The organism is Bradyrhizobium sp. BR 1433 (genome assembly GCF_051547665.1).
In the GTDB taxonomy this organism is placed as follows: Bacteria; Pseudomonadota; Alphaproteobacteria; order Rhizobiales; family Xanthobacteraceae; genus Bradyrhizobium; species Bradyrhizobium australafricanum.
In genome coordinates this window covers 6,926,460-6,948,086 of the sequence record NZ_JBPUGG010000001.1, presented here as the reverse complement: position 1 = coordinate 6,948,086, position 21,627 = coordinate 6,926,460, and the positions used below count along the sequence as shown (strand labels likewise).

Sequence of the window (21,627 nt, the reverse complement as noted above, 5' to 3'; positions counted from 1 at the left end):
CTACGGCGATCCGACGACCCGCCGCAACCACGGAACGTCCCCGATCGCCGCCGCGAGCGCGGCGCTTTCTCCATGGAAGATGCGGGACGAATGACCGCCGACCGGAAACCAGCCGCGACCATCCTCGACGTCCCGCCGATATTCCTCGAAGCCGATCGTGCCGTCCGGGCGAAGGAAGATATCGACGCAGCGCAAGGCGGCTTCGTCATTGATCGAGCGGAGGACGCGATTGACGTGGGCCATGATGTCCTCGCTCTCCCGCCCGCCGTGTCTGGCGCAAGGCAGGGCGGCACCCCAGACCGTGACCCAGATCACATTCCCGGCTTTGAACCGGTCCTATTCTCCCAGCATCAAAACGACAGCAAGCCGGATTGGCTAGCCCGACATTTGAGGACGAAAACCATGACCCGCTCTTTTTCCTTGTCTTTTCTGACGATCGGCGCCGCGCTGTCGATGACGGCGGGCGTCGCACTGGCCGGCAGCGAGGCCGTTCCGGCCGCACAGATTCTCAACGCGCTGAAGCCGAAGTCGGCCACCCGCGGCCTTTCCGCCGGCACGCAGGTCGACCTCGCGGCTTCCGCCAAGGAGGCAAGCTTCCTCAACACCGTCCGCAACCGGCAGACCCGTTCGTTGTCGCGCGTTGAACGCCAGGAGATCGCCGACATCGCGGCGAACAAGCCGAAGATCGATCTGGAGATCCACTTCGACTACAACTCGGCCGACATCAGCAAGGGCTCGACGCAGGCGGTGCAGGAGCTCGGCAAGGCGCTGTCGGATGCGAGCATGAAGGGCTCGACCTTCGTCGTCGCCGGCCATACCGATGCGATCGGCGGCGAGGCCTATAATCAGGACCTGTCGGAGCGCCGCGCCGACACCATCAAGAAATTTCTGGTCGAGCATTACGGCCTGAACGGCTCGGATCTCGTGACGGTCGGCTACGGCAAGACCCGGCCGAAGGACCCGAGCGCGCCGATGAACCCGACCAATCGACGCGTGCAGGTCGTCAACATGGATACCAAGACCGCCTCGCAGTAATCTCCCGCAGCCTCGATCCGCCTGCCACGCCCGGCAGGCGGATCACTCTACTTCAAAGACCGTCATATCCAGCCCTGAAACAGCATCAGGCGGTTGAACGTCGCCATCGACGTCTCGATGACAGCGGCCGTGATCGGCAGCATCGCAACAAAGCCTGCGCATCCAACCGCAACGAACGCCCACAGCAGCCAGCGCGGCGCACCCTTGCGCGACAAGGCGTAGACCAGCACGAAGCTCGCCGTGGTCGCAGACGGCAGATAGTAATAGATGAAACCGAGCGTGCGCGGCAGCAGCGCCCAGGCAAGATACGGGCCGAGGTAGAACGCCAGCACGAGAAATGCATCACGGCCGCGCCCGACGATCCAGTCGCGCAGCGCAATGATCAGCGCGATCAATGCCGGCCACAGCACCAGCGGGTTGCCGAGGAGCACGATCGCGGCGAACTTGTCATCGCCGACCTTCTCGAACAGGTACCAGACCGGGCGCAGCAGGAACGGCCAGGACGGCCATGAGCTCATATAGGTGTGGCCCGCGATCGCGGCCGTGGTGTTGTCGGCAAAGATGCGGCGCTGCGCCTCGATGATATCCGTGAACGAGAGGCCGTAGAGCGGCACGAAGGTCGCGAGATAGACGGCCGCCGGGATCAGCACGAAGCAGACCATGAAGTGCGGAACACGAAAATCCGGCCATAGCTCCGGTTGATACCAATCCTCCGCATTGGCGTCGGCAAAGCGCGTGCGCCAGCCCTGCATCAAGCAGACCGCAGCGACGATCGCGATGCAGGTCGCGAGCACGAACAGCCCGCTCCATTTGCAGGCACTGGCGAGCCCCGCGAAGAGCCCCGCCAGCGCAAAGGCGGGTTGCGGCTGCTGTTGCCTGAAGCCGTGGACCAAAGCCGCGATCGCGAACAGGCTGAAGGCGAGCGCGAAAATATCCAGCATCGCGATCCGCGACTGCACGAACAGCATCTGGTTGAAGAAGGCGAGCAGCACGGCTGCGATCGCGCGTTGCTGCGACGCGAACAGCGCAAGCCCGCCGAGATAGACGCCGACCAGTGCCAGCGCACCGAACAGCGCCGCGGGATAGCGCCATCCGAGCGGCACGTCGCCGAACGCCTTGATCGAGAGGGCGATGATCTCCTTGGCGAGCGGCGGATGCATCGGGTTGAGGATCGAGCCCTCGCGCACCGGCAGCAGCATCTGCCGCGCCGCCGGCACGTAGTGCACCTCGTCGAAATAGAGCTTGTCTGGCGCGGTGATCCCGAGCAGCAGCACGACATGGGCGACGATGAAGACGATCGCCGCGACGATCGCCGCGCGCGCGGCGGGACTTCGCGGAACAGAAGGAGATTTGGATACGATGTTCAAAGGGCAAGCACGGTACGAGGGGAACGCAGCTTGCGACAATTATACGATATCAGCTGCATCCGCGATCCGTCGCCACGGCCATGTGACGGAACCATCGTGCCCATACTGTCATGCCCCGCTTCATGCGGGGCATCCAGTACGCCGCGGCCTATCGGCCGAGCACCGAAATCTCTGGAATACTGGATCGCCCGGTGCCATCTACGCCAAGGCTTCGACGAGGCCACGAATCCCTGGCGCACCGAAGCTTTAGCGGAGGCGGCGAGCCGGGCGATGACAGCGAAGCCCTATCTCACGCTGCGGACTTGCCCTCATAGGCCCGGCGCAGACCTTCGATATCGAGCTTGATCATCCCGAGCACGGCCTGCATCACGCGCGCGGCACCGGCGGCGTCGGACCCGCCGAGATATTGGCGGACCGCCGCCGGCACGATCTGCCAGGCGACGCCGTAGCGATCGCGCAGCCAGCCACACTGCTCGGCGGTGCCGCCGGCCGCGAGCAACGCGTCCCACAGGCGGTCGACTTCGGCTTGGTCGACACAGTCGATCGCGAACGAGACCGCGTGGGTATGCTCCATCGTCATCCCGCCGTTCAGCGCCATGAAGCGCTGACCGGCGAGCGTGAATTCGACCAGCAGCACCGTGCCGGCCTTTCCGCCGGGGCTGTCGATGACATTCTTCTGGACCGTCTCGATCCGCGAACCGGGCAGCAGCGAGACGTACAAGTTCGCGGCCTCCTCGGCCTCGCCGTTGAACCACAGGCAGGGAGATACCTTGGACATGCTGAGCTCCTCGTGATGACGGGATGCGATCAGGCGGTCGCCGCGGCGGACTGCGCCTTCATCGCCGCCTCGACGTCCATCCACATCACCTCCCAGATGTGACCATCGGGATCCTCGAAGCTGCGGCCGTACATGAAGCCGTAATCCTGCTTCGGAGATGGATCAGCGTTGCCGCCCGCACCCGTTGCCTTGGTGACATAGCCGTCGACAGCGTCGCGGCTGCCGGCGGACAGGCAGATCAGCACTTCGCTCGTGGTTTTGGTGTCAGCAATTTTCTTCGGGGTGAATTCGCGGAACTTGTCGTGCGTCAGCAGCATGACGTGAATCGTGTCGGAGATCACCATGCAGGAGGCGGTGTGGTCGGAAAATTGCGCGTTCTTGGTCGCGCCGATCGCCTCATAGAAGGCGGTCGCGTGGGCGAGATTGCTGACCGGCAGGTTGACGAAGATCATTGTCGGCTTGGCCATGAAAGGCGCTCCTTTTCGCGGGGTTGTGCCCCGAGGACGAACCGCCTCGCCGCGTCCCGACATCGCCGCGCCGATTTTTCTTGCGGCGTCCTGCCGCAGGGTGACGTCAGGTCACAATCGGTGTCGGCATGGTCAGGAATGCCCGCGTCACATGCCAGAACAGCTCCCGATTGGTGGCAAGCGCCACCGAATGGGCGGTGCCGGGCAGGACGATGAACTGCCGATCGCCGTTCGGCAGCTTGTTGAAGAACTCCTCGAGGTCCGGAACCGCGGCGATGCCGTCATATTCGCCGCGGACCAGCAGCACCGGCGCCAGCACCTTCTCCGGATGCACCACCGGCAAATTGGCGGTCATGTCCAGGTAGGTGCCGGTCGGGATCTGGTCGCCGAACTGCATCTCGACATCGGCCAGCAGCTCGACCACGGCGGGGTCCGACGTGCCGGGCCTGTCGCGGGTTGCGATTGAGCGGATCATGTCGCGGTCGCGCTTGCGCATGTTGTGGCTGCGATAATAGGCGAGCTGCTCGGCGCGCTTGGCCAGCGTCGGCGAGCCCTCGCCCTTGTAGGTGAAGGCCGCGAACACCAGGCGGTCGATGCGCTCGGGCGCGGCCATCGCGAAAGCACCGGCCCGCAGCGCGCCGGAGGATTCGCCGACGAAGTGATATCGCCTCTGCCCGGTCTCGCGCGCGATCACCTCGACCGCGGCCTTCAGATCCTCGACGCCGCTCGCAATATCCGCATTGCCCGAGGTGCGGCCGGACTTGCCGTAATTCTCATGGTCCATGGTCCAGCAGTCGAAGCCGTAGCGGGCAAATGTGTTCAGCAGCGAATACTCGCCCTTGCCCGGCACCGTGAGGTCGAACACCCGTGATGTCACCGACGAGCCGTGGACGAAGAACACCACCGGCCGCGCCGGCTCGCCCGGCTTCGGCGCACCGATCCGCTTGCGGAACATCCACAAGGGGATGTCGCCCTTCTTCGCCCAGTATTCATTGCTCCATATTTCTCCTTCGGCAGGAACCGCGGTCGCGGCTTGCCCCGGCGCTGCGCCGAGCACGCCGGCGGCCGTTGCAATGCCGATGCCTTTGATCATGCTGCGCCGCGAATGGTCAGATGACATCATGGTTCGCTCCCTTCCGGATTTCTTCGTCCGATCCGGTGCGATCGAGCATAGCAGCGGGCAAAGCAGCCCGCGCGACGCCGGCTTCTCACGGCAGCAAATAGGATGCACGATTTTGTGAATGCGGTTTCCGGCAAACGGCGCGGACGACGGGCGGGCTTGGTCCTAGTCTCCGCGGCGATCCGACCGGAAAAATCCGGCGAGAAGCGGGAGCGAAGAATGAGCAGCAATCTCACCGACGAAGAACTTGCCGCCTTGATGCCCTCCGAACTGTGCCAGCACCAGACGCCGATCCCGACCCAGATCGTCTCCAGCGACGAATTCTATCCCGACCCGCAGAATGAACGTCAGCGCGAGGTCGAGGCGCGGCTGCTCGCGATGGCCGACGATCTCGGCGGCAAGCAAGGGCTCGACCGCCGCAGATTCTTCCAGACCGCAGCCGGCATGGCCGCCTCCTTCGTCGCGATGAACCAGGTTTACGGGGAGCTGTTCGCCGTGACGCCGGCGGAGGCCGCGACACCTGCGATGGCGCAGGAGCGCGCCAACTCCCTGAAAGACCAGTTCATCATGGACATGCACACGCATTTCCTGCGTGACGACACCCGCATCATGGGTTTTGTGGAAATGCGCAAGGCGGTCGGCAAGGCCGGCTGGAACAAGGAGCTCAACGATCACGAGCAGACCATCGAGGATCTCAAGTTCGACAACTACAAGAAGGAGATGTTTCTCGATTCCGACACCAAGATCGCGCTGATCTCCTCGGCGCCGTCGGATATCGAGCAGGACTGGTTCCTGACCAACGAGCAGATGGCCGACGCGCGCAAGAAAATGAACGACGAGGCCGGCTCGCGGCGCGTGTTCTGCCACGCCATCTTCACGCCCGGGCAGCCCGGCTGGCTCGACAAGCTCGACGCCGCATTGGCGCTGAAGCCGGAATCCTGCAAGGGCTACACGATCGGCGACAACACCCACAAGGAGATCAGTCGCTACCCCTGGCGACTTGACGACGAGAAGGTCGCCTACAAGGGTTATGAGAAGATGGTGAAGGCGGGCATCAAGAACGTCTGCGTCCACAAGGGACTGTTTCCGCCCGGGATAGAGAAGCAGTATCCGAATCTGCGCGGCTTCGCCGACGTTGCCGATGTCGGAAAGGCCGCCAAGGACTGGCCGCAGCTCAACTTCATCATCTACCACTCGGCCTATCGCCATGTCGGCGGCGATCCGAAGGTCGCGCTCGCCGAGTTCGAGCGCACCGGCCGCATCGCCTGGACCTCGGATCTCGCCGACATCCCGGTGCAGTACGGCGTCAACAATGTCTATGGCGACGTCGGACAATTGTTCGCGACCACACTGGTCGCCGAGCCCAATGTCTGCGCCGCGCTGATGGGCACCCTGATCAAGGGGCTCGGCGTCGACCACGTCTGCTGGGGTACCGATGCGCTATGGACCGGCGCGCCGCAATGGCAGATCGAGGGCCTGCGGCGGCTGGAGATCCCCGAGATGATGCAGAGGAAGTTCGGTTACGCGCCGCTCGGCCCCGCCGACGGGCCGGTCAAGACGGCGATCTTCGGCGACAACAACGCCCGGCTCTACAACATCCAGCCGAAGCGCGCGATGCTCGACCTCAAGGGCGATCGCTTCGCGACGATGAAGGCGCAGTACGAGAAGGCCGGCGTAGAGCCGTCGAACACGCGTTACGGCTATGTGGTGCCGAACGGTGTGATCGATCACCGGGTGTTTGCGTAAGTCCCACCGTCATTCCGGGGCTCGCGAAGCGAGAACCCGGAATCTCGAGATTCCCCGATGCGCAATTGCGCATCTGAGGGTCGACGCTGCCGCGTCGCCCCGGAATGAGGACGTCACCTCCCCGTAAATCTCGGCTTGCGCTTCTCGCTGAACGCCCTGGCGCCTTCCTTGAGGTCGTCGCTGTCCTTGATGGCGTCGAGCTGCCGGCGCACCTCCGCGACCGTCTCCAGCGGCCCCTTCGGCATCGCGTCACGGGCGAGCTTCTTGAGCGCCTGCACCACCAGCGGCGCGTTGCCGGCGATCTTGGCCGCCAGCTCCAGCGCCGCCGCAAGGTGCTGCCCCGGCGGCGTGATGCGGTTGACGAAGCCGATCTGGTAGGCCCGTTCGGCCGACAGCTCCTCGCCGACGAGCAGGAACTCCATCGCGATCTTGTGCGGCATGCGCGCCAGCACCGAGGAGACGCCGCCGCCGGTGGTGCCGATCTTGGCTTCCGGATAGACGAACCGCGTCGTCTCCGAGGCGACGCAGATGTCGGCCATCTGCACCAGAACGAAGCCGCCGCCCACCACCCAGCCCGACGTCGCCGCGATCACTGGCTTGTCGAGTTCGACACCGAGCCCGGGCACCGCCTGCCACATATTGGCGGGGAAATCCCGGACGTCAGCGCCGACACAGAAGTACTTCTCCTCGGCCGAGGCCAGCACCGCGACGCGGTCGTCGCTGTCGCGAAAGCGCCGCCAGGCTTGCTGCAACTCCTCGCACAGCGCGTTGTTGAGCGCGTTGTGCGAGGAGACGCGGTCCATCGTGATGGTCGCGATGTGGTCGGCGCTCTCGTAACGCACGAGCGTCATGCTGGCCTCCTCCCCTGGACTGTCATTCCGGGGCACGCGAAGCGTGAACCCGGAATCTCGACGCAAATGTCGCGGCTATTTCTTCTCGTCGGGATGGCGGTGCACCGGGTCGACCCACAGCACGGTCTCCGGCTTCTCGATCGGCTCGATGTCGAGGTTGATCGCAACCGCCTCGCCGTCGGAGCGCACCAGCACGCATTCCAGCACCTCGTCGCGGCTGGCATTGATCTCCTGATGCGGCACGTAGGGCGGCACGAAGATGAAATCGCCGGGGCCGGCCTCGGCGGTGAACTGCAGCTTCTCGCCCAGCGCATCCGCGCCTTGCCCTTCACGACATAGATGATGCTTTCGAGATGGCCGTGATGATGCGCGCCGGTCTTGGCGTCCGGCTTGATGCTGACGGTGCCCGCCCACAATTTCTGCGCGCCGACCCGGGCAAAATTGATCGCGGCCTTGCGGTCCATGCCGGCGGTCGACGGCACGTTCGGATCGAGCTGGTTGCCGGGAATCACGCGGACGCCGTCGTGCTTCCAGCGCTCGTCGTCGTGATGGTTATGATCGTGGGAATGGGTGTGATCGTGGGAACCGCTCATCGTTCTTGCTTTCGTTGGCCTGATCTCGTGCGTGGAACGCTAGCGAAAAGCAGCCGCGCAGGCGAGCGGAAAATCGGAACATCGCCAAATCGGAACATCACCATGTGCCGGCGCGTTACCTCAGCGTATTCCGAAGGAGTAATTTCATGGGTAGCACGACCGATAGGATCAAGGGCACGGCCAACGAGGCGATCGGCAGGTTCAAGCGGCGTCTTGGCAAGGTCACCGGCTCTCCGGCGATGCAGGGCCGAGGCGCGATCCTGGAAGCCAAGGGCAAGGGACAGAAGGCACTCGGCGGCATCAAGAGGATCGTCGGCAGGGTGACCTCAGCGGCTCACTGGCCTCGCTGAATGAGAAATGGCACGGCCGCCCCATCGAGCCGGCCGTTCGAGCATGAACGACGCTGCTCAGCCGCGCGGGCGCGGATGCGCCAGCACATCCGGATGTGCCAGCACATCCGGGTTCACGACATTGGTCGGCGTGCCGGCCGCGTAGGCCAATATCTGGTCGAAGATGTCGGTGAACTGGATTTCGTACTCGTCGCGCGAGACGTAGCCGAGATGCGGCGTGCAGACCACATTGTCCATGTTGAGCAGCGGGTCCGCTGTGTCGCGCAGCGGCTCCTTCTCGTAGACGTCGATCGCGGCCATGCCTGGCCGGCCGGCACGCAACGCATTGACCAGCGCGCCGGGCTCGATCAGCGGCGCGCGGCTTGTGTTGACGATCAGCGCGGTCTGTTTCATTTGCGCGAGATCTGCCGCCGTGACGATGCCGCGCGTCGCGTCGACCAAGCGCATATGCAGCGACAGCACGTCGCAGCGGGCAAAGAAATCCGCCTTGCTGGCTGATGTCTCATAGCCGTCGGCACGCGCCTTCGCCATCGCCGGCTCGCGCGCCCAGACCAGCACGTTCATGCCGAACGCCTTGCCATAGCCCGCGACCACGGCGCCGATGCGACCATAGCCATAGATGCCGAGCGTCTTGCCGCGCAGCGTATGGCCAACGCCGATCTGCCACTTGCCGGCCTTGAGCGCCGCCATCTGTTGCGGGATCGCGCGCATCGCCGCAAGGATCATGCCCCAGGTGAACTCGGCGGTGGCGTAGGACGGCGTATCGGCATGCTGGCTCGACGACACGATGATGCCGAGCCGCGTGCAGGTGTCGATGTCGATATGCGGATAGACGCTGCGCTGGCTGATCAGCTTCAGCTTCGGCAGACGTTCGAGCAGCGGCGTGCGGATCTGGGTTCGCTCGCGGATCAGGACCAGCGCTTCGGTATCGCGCAGCCGTTCGGCGAGCGCATCGACGTCCTGGACATGATCGTTCCAGATCTTGACGTCATACCCGTCGAGCTTGCGGTAGCAATCGAGGGTGCGCAGCGTGTCGAAATAATCGTCGAGGATCGAAATCTTCATCGCTGCGCCCCTGTTGCTGTGGGCCGGTTACTTGACGCCCATCGGCTTATTTGACGCCAAGCAGTTCGACGTCGAACAACAGCGTGGCGTTCGGCGGGATCACGCCGCCGGCGCCGCGCGCGCCGTAGCCGAGGTTCGGCGGGATGATCAGGGTGCGCTTGCCGCCGACCTTCATGGTGGCGACGCCCTCGTCCCAGCCCTTGATCACGTGACCCTGGCCGATCGGAAACTCGAACGGCTCGTTGCGATCGACGGAGGAGTCGAATTTCTTGCCCTTCTGGCCGTTCTCGTAGAGCCAGCCGGTATAGTGCATGACGCAGGTCTGGCCGGTCTTCGGCGAGGCGCCGGTGCCGACCTTGCTGTCGATGATCTGGAGGCCTGAAGCTGTGGTCATGGGCTTTCCTGCAGTTTGGGCCGTTGCCGTCCCGCTGACAACGGACGTGGAGACTGCCGCCGCAAGGCCGGCAAATGCAGTCTTGATGATCGTGCGTCGGGAAGATCGCATCTTGCACCTCTCGTGAAGGACGGCCGTCTCTAGCCCAGTGCGGGTCGAATCCCTAGCCATTTTTCAATGACCGGCCATGCCGCCGTCGCGGTCCAGCGCAAATCGCAAAGCAATGGCGACGACGCACCTGCGATGAGATCGCCGATCAGTTGCGCCGCCGGATTATGAGTAGGTGGTGCCGCTGACGGCTTCCGCGGGGCAGCACTAGCACCATCCCCGCGACAACACCTTTGTTTCCGCCGGCCCCTGATCGTCCGCGACAATCAGTAGCCGAGCGCGCAGCCGTCCTTGCGCGGGTCGGAGCCGCCGGTCAGCGTCCCCTTGTCCCAATCGATCCAGATGCCCTGCCCGCCGCCGAGCGGCGCGACCACGCTGGTGGTCTTGTGACCGATCTTCTTCAGGCCTTCGACGATCTCCGCCGGCACAGAGTCCTCGAGCTGGTAGACGCCTTCGTAGTGCAGGCCGCGCGGCATATCGATGGCTTCCTGAATATCGCAGCCATAGTCGAGCATGTTGGTCAGCACACGGGTCTGGCCGACTGGCTGGTACTGCCCGCCCATCACGCCGTATGGCATCAGCGCACGGCCGTTCCTGGTGACCAGCGCCGGGATGATGGTGTGCAGCGGACGCTTGCCCGGTGCGATGCAATTCGGATGTCCGGGCTGGATGCGGAATCCGCCGGCGCGGTTCTGCAGCAGGACGCCGGTCTTGTTGGAGACGATCGCCGAGCCGAACGAATGCGCGATCGAATTGATGAACGAGCAGACGTTGCGATCCTTGTCGACCACCGTGATGTAGACCGTCGACGGGTTCATCGGCGGCGCGACGTTCGGCAGTTCGAGCAGCCGGTCCATCCGGATGTTCTTGATGTGCTCGTCGGCGAATTCCCTGGCGAGGATGCCGGCAACGTCGACATGGACGTGCTGGGGATCGCCGATATGCTGCTCGCGCATCATGTAGGCGATGCGTGCCGCCTCGGCCTCGAGATGGAAGCGCTCGATGCTGAGCGGCTTGAACTTGGTCAGGTCGAAGCGCGACAGGATGTTGAGCATGACCAGCATGGTGATGCCGGGGCCGTTCGGCGGGCACTGCCAAACGTCGTAGCCCTTGTACATCGCGCCGATCGGCGAGGTCGCCTCGGTCGAGTGTGCGGCGAAGTCCTCGAGCGTGTGCAGGCCGCCGATGCCGCGCAGCGTGTTCGACCATGTCGGCGGCGATCTCGCCGCTATAGAAAGCGTCGCGGCCCTTTTGCGCGATCGCGCGCAGCGTCTTGCCGAGCTCGGGCTGGCGGATCACGTCGCCGGCAACCGCGGGCTTGCCGTGCGGCAACAGATAGCGCTCGGTGTTGGTGCCGTTCTTCAGCTTCTCGAAGCCGTTCTTCCAGTCGAAGGCGATACGCGGCGCGACCACGTAGCCCTCCTCGGCGGCCTTGATCGCGGGCTGCAGCAGCCGGTCGAAGCCGAACTTGCCGTGGTCCTTCAGGATCACGTCCCAGGCATCGACCGCGCCGGGAATGCTGACCGCATGTGCCGAGGTCAGCGGCACCGAATGGATCTTGCGCTCGAGATACCAGTCGGCGTTCGCCGCCATCGGCGCCCGGCCGCTGCCGTTATAGGCGGTGATCTTGCCTTCCCCCTCGGCTGGATCAGCGCGAAGCAGTCGCCGCCGATGCCGGTCGATTGCGGCTCGATGACGCCGAGCAGCGCGCAGGCTGCAACCGCCGCGTCGGCGGCCGTGCCGCCCTCGCGCATCACCTCGATGGCCGCGAGCGCCGCTTCCGGATGCGACGTCGCCACCATCGCTTTCTGGGCGTGGACCGTGGAACGGCCGGCGAAATGGAAATTCCTCATAACGGAGTGCTCGCTTGATCGTGATGGTCTGATGCGGCTGCGGCGGATGATGCCAAGGGAATACAACGTACATGGCACACTCATCCCCGGCTGAGCAATGCCTGGCATGCCAGGGGAATTATCCCGACAATGCATGGCTTTGCGGGTTTCGCCGGCCTGGCCGGCCTGATAAACCCCGGCGATGCCCTTCAAGGTCGCCGCCTTCTACCAGTTCGCCGCGCTGCCGGACTTCCGCGCGCTGCGCGAGCCGCTGCGCACGTTCTGCGCCGGGCTCGATCTCAAGGGCAGCGTGCTGCTCGCCCATGAGGGCATCAACGGCACCATTGCCGGCACCGACCAAGGCATCGATGACTTCGTTGCGGAGCTCAGGCACGGAGCGCTGTTCGGCGGCCGCCTCGACAATCTCGAGCTGAAGTTCTCCGAAGCCGCGCAGATGCCGTTCCAGCGGCTCAAGGTGCGGCTGAAGAAGGAGATCGTCACGCTCGGCGACACCACGGTCGATCCGACGCGGCAGGTCGGCATCTATGTGGATGCCGTCGACTGGAACGAGCTGATCGCCGCGCCTGACATCATGGTGCTCGATACCCGCAACGCGTTCGAGGTCGCGATGGGCACGTTCGAAGGCGCGGTGGATCCCAGGATCGCGAGCTTTGGACAGTTCAAGGAATTTGCGGCGCGAAACCTCGATCCGGCCAAGCACCGCAGGATTGCGATGTTCTGCACCGGCGGCATCCGCTGCGAGAAGGCCAGCGCCTATCTGCTCGCGCAAGGTTTTGCCGAGGTCTATCACCTCAAGGGCGGCATCCTGAAATATCTCGAGGAAACCCCGCGGCAGGACAGCCGCTGGCGCGGCGACTGTTTTGTGTTCGACGAGCGTGTCGCGCTCGGCCACGGCCTGCGCGAGCGTGCGGGTGCGCGTTCGAGCGACGCGGAGCGCGAGAGTGCCCCCTGCGAGGCTGCCGTCCATGAATGACACGGCCAAGCTGAGCGAGCGGATCGATGCGCTGGAGGTTCGCCTGACCTATCAGGACGAGGCCATCGAGACGCTGAACCAGACCATCACGGCACAATGGAAGCAGATCGACGCGCTGACGCGCCAGATCGCCGAGTTGCGGGACCGGCTTCAGGAGGCCGAACGCCAGGCGCCCGGCCCCGCCAACGAGCGCCCACCGCACTATCGATCGGTGCCGCCGGACCGCGCCAGCGCCGGCTACATGTTGCTCACCTGACGCATCGGCTTCGCGCCGCTGAAGAACAGGCTGGACAACCGCTGCACCATCGCCGTGGCGCGGCTGCCTTCGAGACCAGGGCGAACGCACAGCAGGCGCTTCTGCACCGGAAGCTCCGGAAGATAATAGTCCTTTGCCGAAATCAGCGAGGACGGGATCATGCGCTCTGGGCACGCCGTCAGGCCGTATCCGGCCCGTGCGGCTTCCAGTCGCAGCTGGTGGTTCGGGCTCCTGAACACGATCTTGTACGTGATGTTGTGCTTGGTGAGCGTCCGGATCATCCAGTCGTCACCAGGCCAGGCCAGGATCGGGATCGGGGCGCCCGGCCGCAGCACAAAATCGCGCGATCGCACCCACACCGACCGCTCGTCGGCTTCGGCGGCGATCGTCACCTCGTCTTCGTTCTCCTGCGAAGGGTTGCTGTAGACGAACGCGATGTCGATGTAGCCGTCGATCAATCCCCTGATGACGGCCGGAGACATGTCGGCGTGCAGCAGAACGTCGGCGAGTGCATCGGAGGGATGCAGCTTCAGGAATTCTTCCGCGAGCATCGTGCTGATTCCCAGCCGCAACGGCTGGGGTCCTTCGTGATTGCCACCGAGGCGAAGCAGTTGATCGTTGGCTTCGAGGATGCGCCTCGCCTGCTGCACGGCGACCTTGCCGAGCTCGGTGGTCGTGGTGCCGTTTGCGGTTCTGACGAAGAGTGCGCCACCAATCAGGCTTTGCAGGCGCTTGACCTGCGAACTGATCGCCGGCTGGCTGAGGCCGAGACGCTCCCCGGCTTTCGACAGGCTGCCTGTCTCCGCGATCGCAACGACGGTGCGAACGATTTCAGTAGGAATATTCAAATGCTGACGCGGTCTATGCATCGCGAGCCCTCCAGTCTCAGCACGGGACGCAATTCCAATCTCCACAGTATGTCATCAGGCTATACTAACATTTGGTTGCACTTTCGTTTAGCCACAATTACCCGCCAAGGCACTGATATTGCAGGCCATATGTATTGTTACGTGCATTGTTCCGCAGATCACGGTATCCCACAACTACATCTCCACACGCTGCGGCACCTCAACCGCACCACACCCCGGGTTTTTGCGGATATCGCATCAAATATTCTGATCGCCCCATAACGCTTCACTGACCCGATAAGTGTGAATTGCCGCCGCTGATTCGCGGAAGCGTTTTCATAGTTTTCCTTAATCAAAGCCTCGCAACGTGACGTCGTCGTTGGCGTTTCGAGGTGTGTTGCAATGACCAGGTTTTTTCGCTGCCGAAGCGGTGCGTCCGCCGTCGAATTCGCGCTGATGCTGCCGCTGTTTCTTGCCTTCATTTTCGGCATCATCGTCTTCGGCTCGTATCTCGCCATGGTGCATGGCGTTCAGCAACTCGCCGCCGAAGCGGCGCGGTCGTCCATCGCGGGAATGACCGACACCGAACGCAACAGCCTCGCGACGAGTTACGTCACCGCCAACGCGTCGACCTATCCGTTGCTCGTTCCCGGCAATCTCACGGTCAATGCCGCGCCGTCTCCATCGAATGCCAACGTCTACGTCGTAACGGTCAACTACAACGCGGCCGGCAACTTCATCTATAAGCTGCCCTTCGTCCCCGCCCCGGCGAGCACCATCGTCCGCTCCGCGGCGATTCAGTACGGGGGATTCTAGGATGAGAGGCGTCCTCATGCTGATGCGGCGCTTCGGCGCCGACGAACGAGGAAACTTCGCGATGATCAGCGCCGGCCTGATGACGCTCCTGATCGGGTGCGCCGGGCTCGCCATCGATCTCGGCACGATCTTCGCCGACCGGCGCAAGACGCAGAGCACCGCCGATCTCGCCGCGATCGTCGCCGCCGCCAACCTCAACAATCCGGTCAACGCCGCCACCGCGACGGTGACGCAGAACAAGTACCCGGCCAGTGCGCTGGTCAAGGTCGAGACGGGAACCTACACCGCAAACAGCGCCATCGCGCCGCAGGCCCGTTTCGTGACCCCGGCTGTCGGCACTCCCAACGCCGCGCGGGTCACGCTGAACACCCAGACCCCGCTCTACTTCGCGCGGTACCTCACCGGCGCGAGCAGCTTCACCATCAAGACGACCGCCACCGCGACATCGACCGAAATGGCCTCGTTCGCGATCGGGTCGAGGCTGCTCTCGGTCAACGGCGGCGCGCTCAATGCGCTGCTCGGCTCGATGCTCGGCACCACGCTGTCGCTCTCGGTGATGGACTACAATGCGCTGATCAGCGCGAAGATCGACGCACTGGACTTCCTGTCGGCACTGGCGACCCGGGTCAACCTGACCGGCGTCACCTATAGCGACCTGCTGAGCAGCAACATCAAGGTCGGCGACATCGTCGCATCCGCGCTGACCACCCAGCAGATCACCAACGGCGCCAACGCGGCGACCACAGCGCTGTCGACGATCTCCCAGGCCGTCACCGGCTCCACCACCAAGATTTCGCCGGGCACGCTGGTCGACCTCGGTCCCTTCGCCAATCTCACGGTGGGGCAGAAACCCAAGGTCGGCGCCAGCGTTTCGGTGTTCGACCTGATTTCCACGGTGGCGCAGATCGCCAACGGCAACCATCAGATCGCAACCTCGATCAATCTCGGCCTGCCGGGCATCGCCAACGTCTCCGTGATCGCAACGATCGGCGAGCGCCCGGTCGGCTCGAGCTGGATCGCGATCGGCACCCAGGGTGTGAGCGTCCACACCGCGCAGACCAGGATCCTGGCGACCATCAATGTGCTCGGCTCCGGCACCGTGTCTGCGATCAATCTCCCGGTCTATGTCGAGGTCGCCTCGGGCACCGCGACACTCAACGCGGTGTCCTGCGGCCACCCCAACATCAACACCTCGCAGGTCACGATCGGCGTGACGCCTGGGATCGTGGATGCATGGATCGGCAACGTCACGGTCGCCGACATGACCAACTTCACGACCAAGCCCAATCCGCCGCCGGCGACACTGGTCAACCTTGGTCTCGCCACCGTCACCGGCCTCGCGCATGCCGGCATGGGTAACACCACGCCCACCAATGTCAATTTCAGTTACAGCGACATCCAGTCGGGCACCAAGAAGACGGTGACGACGACCAACTTCCTTTCATCGCTGACAGGAAGTCTGCTCGGCGACCTCTCGCTGACCATCAATCTCGGCCCGCTCGGGCTGCCGATCCCGGGATTGGGGGCGCTCGTCATGAGCATCCTGAACGGCGTGACGAGTTCAGTCGATCAGGTGCTGGCGTCGCTGCTCGCGACGCTCGGCATCGGGCTCGGCCAGGTCGACGTTTGGGTGCTGGGCATCCGCTGCGATGGCGCCGTGCTGGTGAACTAGAGCATGATCCGGAAGAGTACGAAGCGGTTTTCCCTCGCGACAAACGCAAAGCGTTTGCGCGGAGATCATGCTCGAACAAGAAGCGAAAGCGCGACCATCGCGCTTGAGGGGACCGATCGCGACGGGCATCACATCGGGGGTAGGAGACTGCCGTGAGCACAACGATAAGATACAAGACCGACAGCCAACGAACGATCCTGCTGAAGCGCGGGACGATCTTCTTCCGCAACAGCAGTGTCGGATGTCTTGTGCTCAACCTCTCGACCGGCGGCGCGGGGCTCGCCGTGGAAAGCGACGTCGCAATCCCGCTCGCGTTCGACCTCGAGATCGAGAGCGAACCGATCCGGCGGCACTGCATTGTGGCCTGGCGCCTGGAGCGCCGGCTCGGCGTGACCTTCGAATCTGACCGGATGCAGCGCCCCGCAAGCGGCCCCGTCTAGACTATCCCGGCGATCACGGTATGCGGACGGGCCCGGTGCTCCGGGCCATCGCTCCGCGGCGAATAGTTCGCCGCATGTGGAACTCTCTTGGCATCGTGGTTAGCAGCCACTGGCATACACCAGCTAATTGTCCCGATTGCCGTCGTGCTTTGACGGCGCGGGCTGCGTGGCGCTGACCGGATCGGAGGCCGGGAAGGTATCCTCGAGCCCCTCCTTCAACCGGGCGCGGGCCTTGCGGTCGGCAGCCTGCGCCTCGTGCGGCTTCTCGGCATGCTTGTCGTGCGGGGCAGGATCGAATTTGTCGGCCATGTCGTCCCTCCATTCGGGGGACAACGCGGCCGCGCAAAGGGGGGTTCCAGAACCGCCTTGGCCCATTGCGCTGCAACGTGTATCAGGGGCGCAAATTTGACCGTGATCAGGAACTATCCGCGTGCCCCAAGATCCCACCAAGAAGCCGCTCATCGACGTGCTGTCGGGCCACCGGCAGGCCGTGCCGCCGCTCTGGATGATGCGGCAGGCCGGCCGCTATCTGCCGGAATATCGCGAGCTACGCGCCAAGGCCGGCGGCTTCCTCGATCTCTGCTTCACGCCCGAATTCGCCGCCGAGGTCACGCTGCAGCCGATCCGCCGTTTCAACTTCGACGCCGCGATCATCTTCTCCGACATCCTGGTAATCCCCTACGCGCTCGGCCGCTCGGTGCGCTTCGAGGCCGGCGAAGGACCCCGGCTCGATCCGCTGGCAACGCCCGGCGAGATCGCGACGTTGGCAACCGATGCCAATTTCGACACGCTCGAGCCGGTGTTTGAAGCACTGCGCCGCGTCCGTCGCGAACTCGCCCCCGAGATCGCACTGATCGGCTTCTGCGGCGCGCCGTGGACGGTTGCGACCTACATGGTGGCCGGACAGGGCACGCCGGACCAGGCACCCGCGCGGATGCTCGCCTACCGCCATCCGGATGCGTTCGCCAGGATTATCGACGTGCTGGTCGAGAACTCGATCCACTATCTCGTCGGCCAGTTGAAGGCCGGCGCCGACTGCCTGCAGATCTTCGACACCTGGGCCGGCGTGCTGCCGCCGCGCGAATTCGCCCGCTGGTCGATCGAGCCGACCCGGCGCATCGTGGCCGGCGTGCGCAAGCAGGTCCCCGATGCCAGGATCATCGGCTTCCCGCGCGGCGCGGCAGGCATGCTGCCGGCCTATGTCGAGCAAACCGGCATCGACGCGGCCTCGATCGATTGGGCCACCGAGCCGTCGATGATCCGCGAGCGCGTGCAGAGCCGGGTCGCGGTGCAGGGCAATCTCGATCCGCTGGCCCTGATCGCCGGCGGCGCCGCGCTCGACCGCGCGGTGGACGATGTACTGGAGAACTTCGGCAAGGGGCGGATGATCTTCAATCTCGGCCACGGCATCCTCCCCGAGACGCCGATCGCCCATGTCGAGCAGATGGTCGCGCGGGTGCGCGCGTATAAGGGCTGACGTCCAGTCGCCCACTCTATCACCGTCACCCTGAGGAGCGCGCTCTTGCGCGCGTCTCGAAGGGTCGACGGCCCGGAGCTTTCCGAGCCGTCAGACCGGGGCCGTGCATCCTTCGAGACGCGCTACGCGCTCCTCAGGATGACGGATGGCGTCCTACCTCGCATCCTCCAGGATCATGTCCGACGCTTTCTCCGCGATCATGATCGTCGGCGCATTGGTATTGCCCGACATCAGGTCCGGCATCACGGACGCATCGACCACGCGCAGACCTTCGATGCCGCGCACCTTGAGTTGCTGGTCGACCACCGCGAGCGGATCGTTGCCCATCCGGCAGGTCGAGGTCGGATGATAGACCGTACTGCCGGTGCGCCGGCAGAAATCGAGCAGGTCGTCATCGCTGACCACCTTGGCGCCGGGATCGACCTCGCCCACTGAATAGGATTTCAGCGCCGGTGCCGCCAGGATCTTGCGCAAGATACGGATGCCGTCGATGAAGGCGCGGCGATCGGTCTCGGTCGCCAGATAGTTGATGCGGATTTCCGGCGGCACGCCCGGGTCCGCGCTCCTGATCTTCAGCGAACCGCGGCTCTCCGGACGCAGCTGGCAGACCGAGGCCGTGAAGCCCGAGAACGGATGCAGCTTCTCGCCCATCTTGTCGGTCGAGAACGGCAGGAAGTGGATCTGGATGTCGGGCGAGGCCAGCCGCGGGCTGGTCTTGAAGAACGCACCGGAGGTGCCGGCGGCGATCGTCAACGGCCCCTTGCGCAGCGCCGCATAGCGGAGGCCCGCCATGACGCGGCGTACGGGATGATTGATGACGTCGTTCAGCGTGACGGTCTGCGCGCAGCGCGTGACGATGCGGACCTGCATGTGATCCTGCAGATCGTTGCCGACGCCGGGCGCATCGAGCACGATGTCGATGCCGTGCTGCTTCAACAGATCGGCGGGGCCGACGCCGGAGAGCTGCAACAATTGCGGCGAGTTGTACGCACCGCTCGATACCAGCACCTCCTTGCGTGCCTTGGCCTTGCGCAACTGACCGCCTTGCTTGTAGGCGACGCCGCTCGCGCGCTTGCCGTCGAACAGGATGCGCTGCGCCAGCGCCGAGGTCTCGACATGAAGATTGCCGCGCGTCAACGCCGGCCGCAGATAGGACCGCGCCGTCGAGGCGCGCCGGCCGCGCCGCGTCGTGGTCTGGAAGAAGCCCGCGCCCTCCTGGGTCGCGCCGTTGAAATCCGGATTGGTGGGAATCCCGACCTCGGCTGCGGCATGCACGAAGGCCTCCGACAGCGGATCATGATGCCGCCAATCCGACACCGGCAACGGGCCGCCGGCGCCGTGATAGGTGTTGGAGCCACGCTGCTGATCTTCCGCCTTCCGGAAATAGGGCAGGACGTCGTCATAGCCCCAGCCGGCATTGCCGCGCTGGCGCCAGCGGTCATAGTCCTCATGCTGGCCGCGCACATAGAGCAGGCCGTTGATCGAGCTGGAGCCGCCGAGCACCTTGCCGCGCGGCTGGAACACCTGCCGCCCGTTCAAGCCCGGCTCGGGCTCGGTCTGGTACATCCAGTTGACGGATTTTTCCTTGAACAGCTTGCCGTAGCCGAGCGGCACATGGATCCAGATGTTGCTGTCCTTCGGTCCGGCCTCGAGCAGCAGCACCGAGTGCTTGCCGTCGGCGCTCAGGCGGTTGGCGAGCACGCAACCGGCCGAGCCGGCACCGACGATGACGTAATCATACTCCGCCGCATCATGATTGTTGTTCACTGGTTTCCCCCGGAATTTCTTTCTTCCGGTGGTACAGACAAAGCGCAGCCTTGAAAAGACTAGTGCCCTGCGCTGAGGTTCTGGAGCAGTTGCCCGACAAGCATACTGAGCTCGCCGGCATTGCGCGCGGCGCCGAAGACGTAGCGGTCCGGCCGCACGATGACGGCCGCGGAGTCATGCTGCCGCATCCAGTCCGCGAACAAACTGTCGCGTTCGATCACGGTCAGCATTCCGTTGGTATCGCGACTTTCGCCTGATGTGGCGATGACGACGCGCTCGCCTGACAGACGCTGCCAGGCGGCAGCGGACGCATCCGACAGCCACACCATCCGCTCCGCCGCCGTCGTCACGATCGCGAATTCCGGCTGCAGCAGATCGTTCGAGCCGGCACGTCCGCCCATCCGGCGCGCGCACATGCGGCTGCACGAACAGCCGCCCGGCAAGCGCGGCATCGCGCGCGATCAGGCCGGTGACGAGATCGGGGATGAATTTCTGCCGGATGGTTTCGGCCGTGCCCGCCTTCAACTCGGCGCGCAGCCGCAGGTCGCGTTCGGCGGCAGCCACCGGATCGAGCTCACCGATGATCTTGCCGAACTCCTTGGCGCTGGCGACGACGGCGCGGACATGCGGCTTGCGCTCGATCTCGTAGCTGTCGAGCAGCGTCTCGTCAGCGTCACCGCGCAGCACCAGCCGCAGTTTCCAGGCCAGGTTCACGGCATCGCGGATGCCGGCGCACAGCCCCTGCCCGAGGAACGGCGGCGTCTGGTGCACGGCATCGCCCATCAGCAGCACGCGGCGGTCGCGCCAGCGCCGGCCGAGCAGCGCGTGAAAGCGATAGACCGCCGAGCGCCAGATAGTCAGGTCCGAGATATCGGTGAAACCCTTGAGCAGCTTCACGACGTTGTCGGGCGCGCCGGCTGCCTCGGGGTCCTCGCCGGGCAGCAACTTGATCTCCCAGCGTCGCAAATTGCGCGGGCCCGGCACGAAGGTGCCGGGACGCGACGGCCAGCAATACTGAAAACTCCTGGCCGGCCGCCTGGCGGGATCGCTGGTCAGCGTGTCGACCACCATCCACCATTCATCGAAGGCGAGGTCGTCGAGGCCGATACCGAGCTGCTTGCGGACGAAGCTGTTGGCGCCGTCGCAGCCGACCAGATAGCGCGCGCGGATCAAGAACTCCTCACCGGACTCGCGGCGCGCCGTCAGCATCACCGCGCCATCGTCCTGCTGCAGCGCCACGCCCGTGGCCGCAAGGAAAATGTCGGCATGCGGATAGTCGGCGAGCTTGTCGCGCAGCGCCTGCTCGACGTCCGGCTGCACGAAGGTCACGTTCGGAATCCAGCCGAGCGGGAACGGCGGCGGCATCGGATCGAAGATCTTGATGATCTCGCCGTCGACGCCGAGATAGTGCGAGCCGTTATGCGGGGCGATCGCCTGCTCCATGAAATCGCCGAGCCCGATCGCCTGCAGCACGCGCAGCGCCTCGTGGTCGAGCGTGATCGCGCGCGGCTTGTCGTAGATGTCGGCAACGCGCTCGACGATGGCGACCCTCAAGCCGGCCTTCGCAAGCAGATTGGCGAAGATGGCACCGACCGGCCCGAGGCCGACGATGGCCACGTCATGGATGGGATTATCGGCTGACAATGACATG

The 21,627-nt window shown here is 64.5% G+C and carries 22 protein-coding genes and 2 pseudogenes; 9 read left to right on the top strand and 15 right to left on the bottom strand.

Annotated features, from left to right (window positions below; genetic code table 11):
* Positions 1 to 243 (bottom strand): hypothetical protein, encoded by a 243-nt coding sequence (locus ACSKB9_RS33385; RefSeq protein ID WP_438078506.1) that lies wholly within the window; start codon positions 241 to 243, stop codon positions 1 to 3.
* 159 nt (positions 244 to 402) lie between these two features.
* Between ACSKB9_RS33385 and ACSKB9_RS33380 the strand changes: the two genes are divergently transcribed.
* Entirely contained in the window at positions 403 to 1,035 is a 633-nt protein-coding gene (locus ACSKB9_RS33380) for an OmpA family protein (protein ID WP_438078504.1), read from the top strand.
* A 62-nt stretch (positions 1,036 to 1,097) separates the two neighbouring features.
* Here ACSKB9_RS33380 and ACSKB9_RS33375 read toward each other — a convergent pair whose 3' ends face one another.
* From ACSKB9_RS33375 to ACSKB9_RS33360, 4 genes are all read right to left on the bottom strand, one after another.
* The gene (locus ACSKB9_RS33375; RefSeq protein ID WP_438078502.1) at positions 1,098 to 2,402 is read right to left on the bottom strand and encodes a phospholipid carrier-dependent glycosyltransferase; all 1,305 of its coding nucleotides are present in this window, start codon (positions 2,400 to 2,402) and stop codon (positions 1,098 to 1,100) included.
* Positions 2,403 to 2,691: 289 nt separating this feature from the next.
* Entirely contained in the window at positions 2,692 to 3,180 is a 489-nt protein-coding gene (locus ACSKB9_RS33370; protein ID WP_438078500.1) for a VOC family protein, read from the bottom strand.
* Between the two features lie 29 nt (positions 3,181 to 3,209).
* Positions 3,210 to 3,647 carry a VOC family protein gene (locus ACSKB9_RS33365; protein ID WP_438078498.1) on the bottom strand — a complete coding sequence of 146 codons (438 nt, stop codon included), beginning with the start codon at positions 3,645 to 3,647 and terminating at the stop codon, positions 3,210 to 3,212.
* A 106-nt stretch (positions 3,648 to 3,753) separates the two neighbouring features.
* Positions 3,754 to 4,770 (bottom strand): alpha/beta hydrolase, encoded by a 1,017-nt coding sequence (locus tag ACSKB9_RS33360; protein ID WP_438078496.1) that lies wholly within the window; start codon positions 4,768 to 4,770, stop codon positions 3,754 to 3,756.
* A gap of 216 nt (positions 4,771 to 4,986) precedes the next feature.
* Between ACSKB9_RS33360 and ACSKB9_RS33355 the strand changes: the two genes are divergently transcribed.
* Positions 4,987 to 6,513, top strand: coding sequence for an amidohydrolase family protein (locus tag ACSKB9_RS33355; protein ID WP_438078494.1), 1,527 nt, complete (start codon positions 4,987 to 4,989; stop codon positions 6,511 to 6,513).
* Between the two features lie 113 nt (positions 6,514 to 6,626).
* Here ACSKB9_RS33355 and ACSKB9_RS33350 read toward each other — a convergent pair whose 3' ends face one another.
* Both ACSKB9_RS33350 and ACSKB9_RS33345 read right to left on the bottom strand, forming a co-directional pair.
* Positions 6,627 to 7,364: an enoyl-CoA hydratase/isomerase family protein gene (locus ACSKB9_RS33350; RefSeq protein WP_438078492.1), complete on the bottom strand. Its 738-nt coding sequence runs from the start codon at positions 7,362 to 7,364 to the stop codon at positions 6,627 to 6,629.
* A gap of 75 nt (positions 7,365 to 7,439) precedes the next feature.
* Positions 7,440 to 7,957 (bottom strand): annotated as a pseudogene (locus tag ACSKB9_RS33345) (cupin domain-containing protein).
* A gap of 146 nt (positions 7,958 to 8,103) precedes the next feature.
* Between ACSKB9_RS33345 and ACSKB9_RS33340 the strand changes: the two are divergent.
* Positions 8,104 to 8,307 carry a CsbD family protein gene (locus tag ACSKB9_RS33340; protein WP_225158610.1) on the top strand — a complete coding sequence of 68 codons (204 nt, stop codon included), beginning with the start codon at positions 8,104 to 8,106 and terminating at the stop codon, positions 8,305 to 8,307.
* A gap of 57 nt (positions 8,308 to 8,364) precedes the next feature.
* On the opposite strand, the gene ACSKB9_RS33335 is transcribed toward ACSKB9_RS33340, so the two are convergent.
* The 3 genes and pseudogenes from ACSKB9_RS33335 to ggt form a co-directional block, all read right to left on the bottom strand.
* Positions 8,365 to 9,372 (bottom strand): D-2-hydroxyacid dehydrogenase family protein, encoded by a 1,008-nt coding sequence (locus tag ACSKB9_RS33335; RefSeq protein WP_438078489.1) that lies wholly within the window; start codon positions 9,370 to 9,372, stop codon positions 8,365 to 8,367.
* A gap of 46 nt (positions 9,373 to 9,418) precedes the next feature.
* Entirely contained in the window at positions 9,419 to 9,877 is a 459-nt protein-coding gene (locus ACSKB9_RS33330; RefSeq protein ID WP_143270760.1) for an FKBP-type peptidyl-prolyl cis-trans isomerase, read from the bottom strand.
* A 263-nt stretch (positions 9,878 to 10,140) separates the two neighbouring features.
* Positions 10,141 to 11,727: pseudogene (gene ggt, locus ACSKB9_RS33325) on the bottom strand (gamma-glutamyltransferase).
* A gap of 181 nt (positions 11,728 to 11,908) precedes the next feature.
* Between ggt and trhO the strand changes: the two are divergent.
* Positions 11,909 to 12,700: an oxygen-dependent tRNA uridine(34) hydroxylase TrhO gene (gene trhO / locus ACSKB9_RS33320; protein WP_438078487.1), complete on the top strand. Its 792-nt coding sequence runs from the start codon at positions 11,909 to 11,911 to the stop codon at positions 12,698 to 12,700.
* A complete protein-coding gene (locus ACSKB9_RS33315; RefSeq protein WP_438078485.1) occupies positions 12,693 to 12,956 on the top strand; it encodes a SlyX family protein in 264 nt (87 codons plus the stop codon). The genes trhO and ACSKB9_RS33315 overlap by 8 nt, the downstream gene beginning before the upstream one ends.
* Here ACSKB9_RS33315 and ACSKB9_RS33310 read toward each other — a convergent pair.
* On the bottom strand, positions 12,938 to 13,825 hold the full coding sequence (locus ACSKB9_RS33310) for a LysR family transcriptional regulator (RefSeq protein WP_438078483.1): 888 nt from the start codon (positions 13,823 to 13,825) through the stop codon (positions 12,938 to 12,940). The genes ACSKB9_RS33315 and ACSKB9_RS33310 overlap by 19 nt on opposite strands.
* Positions 13,826 to 14,206: 381 nt before the next feature.
* Between ACSKB9_RS33310 and ACSKB9_RS33305 the strand changes: the two genes are divergently transcribed.
* The 3 genes from ACSKB9_RS33305 to ACSKB9_RS33295 all read left to right on the top strand — a co-directional run bounded on the left by ACSKB9_RS33305 (position 14,207) and on the right by ACSKB9_RS33295 (position 16,732).
* Positions 14,207 to 14,620 (top strand): TadE/TadG family type IV pilus assembly protein, encoded by a 414-nt coding sequence (locus tag ACSKB9_RS33305; RefSeq protein ID WP_028333249.1) that lies wholly within the window; start codon positions 14,207 to 14,209, stop codon positions 14,618 to 14,620.
* Position 14,621: 1 nt separating this feature from the next.
* Entirely contained in the window at positions 14,622 to 16,292 is a 1,671-nt protein-coding gene (locus ACSKB9_RS33300) for a pilus assembly protein TadG-related protein (RefSeq protein ID WP_225647712.1), read from the top strand.
* 152 nt (positions 16,293 to 16,444) lie between these two features.
* A complete protein-coding gene (locus ACSKB9_RS33295; RefSeq protein ID WP_229189556.1) occupies positions 16,445 to 16,732 on the top strand; it encodes a PilZ domain-containing protein in 288 nt (95 codons plus the stop codon).
* Between the two features lie 123 nt (positions 16,733 to 16,855).
* Here the strand turns inward: ACSKB9_RS33295 and ACSKB9_RS33290 are convergent, their stop codons facing one another.
* Complete coding sequence (locus tag ACSKB9_RS33290; protein WP_028338569.1) at positions 16,856 to 17,041, bottom strand: hypothetical protein; 186 nt, start codon at positions 17,039 to 17,041, stop codon at positions 16,856 to 16,858.
* A gap of 121 nt (positions 17,042 to 17,162) precedes the next feature.
* Between ACSKB9_RS33290 and hemE the strand changes: the two genes are divergently transcribed.
* Positions 17,163 to 18,209, top strand: a complete 1,047-nt coding sequence (gene hemE / locus ACSKB9_RS33285; RefSeq protein WP_438078480.1) for a uroporphyrinogen decarboxylase — start codon at positions 17,163 to 17,165, stop codon at positions 18,207 to 18,209.
* A 153-nt stretch (positions 18,210 to 18,362) separates the two neighbouring features.
* Here the strand turns inward: hemE and ACSKB9_RS33280 are convergent, their stop codons facing one another.
* From ACSKB9_RS33280 to ACSKB9_RS33270, 3 genes are read right to left on the bottom strand one after another with little or no spacing between them, the layout of a single operon-like run.
* Complete coding sequence (locus tag ACSKB9_RS33280) at positions 18,363 to 19,976, bottom strand: GMC family oxidoreductase (RefSeq protein ID WP_438078478.1); 1,614 nt, start codon at positions 19,974 to 19,976, stop codon at positions 18,363 to 18,365.
* A 59-nt stretch (positions 19,977 to 20,035) separates the two neighbouring features.
* Entirely contained in the window at positions 20,036 to 20,206 is a 171-nt protein-coding gene (locus ACSKB9_RS33275) for a hypothetical protein (protein WP_438078476.1), read from the bottom strand.
* Positions 20,151 to 21,626, bottom strand: a complete 1,476-nt coding sequence (locus ACSKB9_RS33270) for a bifunctional 3-(3-hydroxy-phenyl)propionate/3-hydroxycinnamic acid hydroxylase (protein WP_438078474.1) — start codon at positions 21,624 to 21,626, stop codon at positions 20,151 to 20,153. The genes ACSKB9_RS33275 and ACSKB9_RS33270 overlap by 56 nt, the downstream gene beginning before the upstream one ends.
* Position 21,627: the final 1 nt, after the last annotated feature.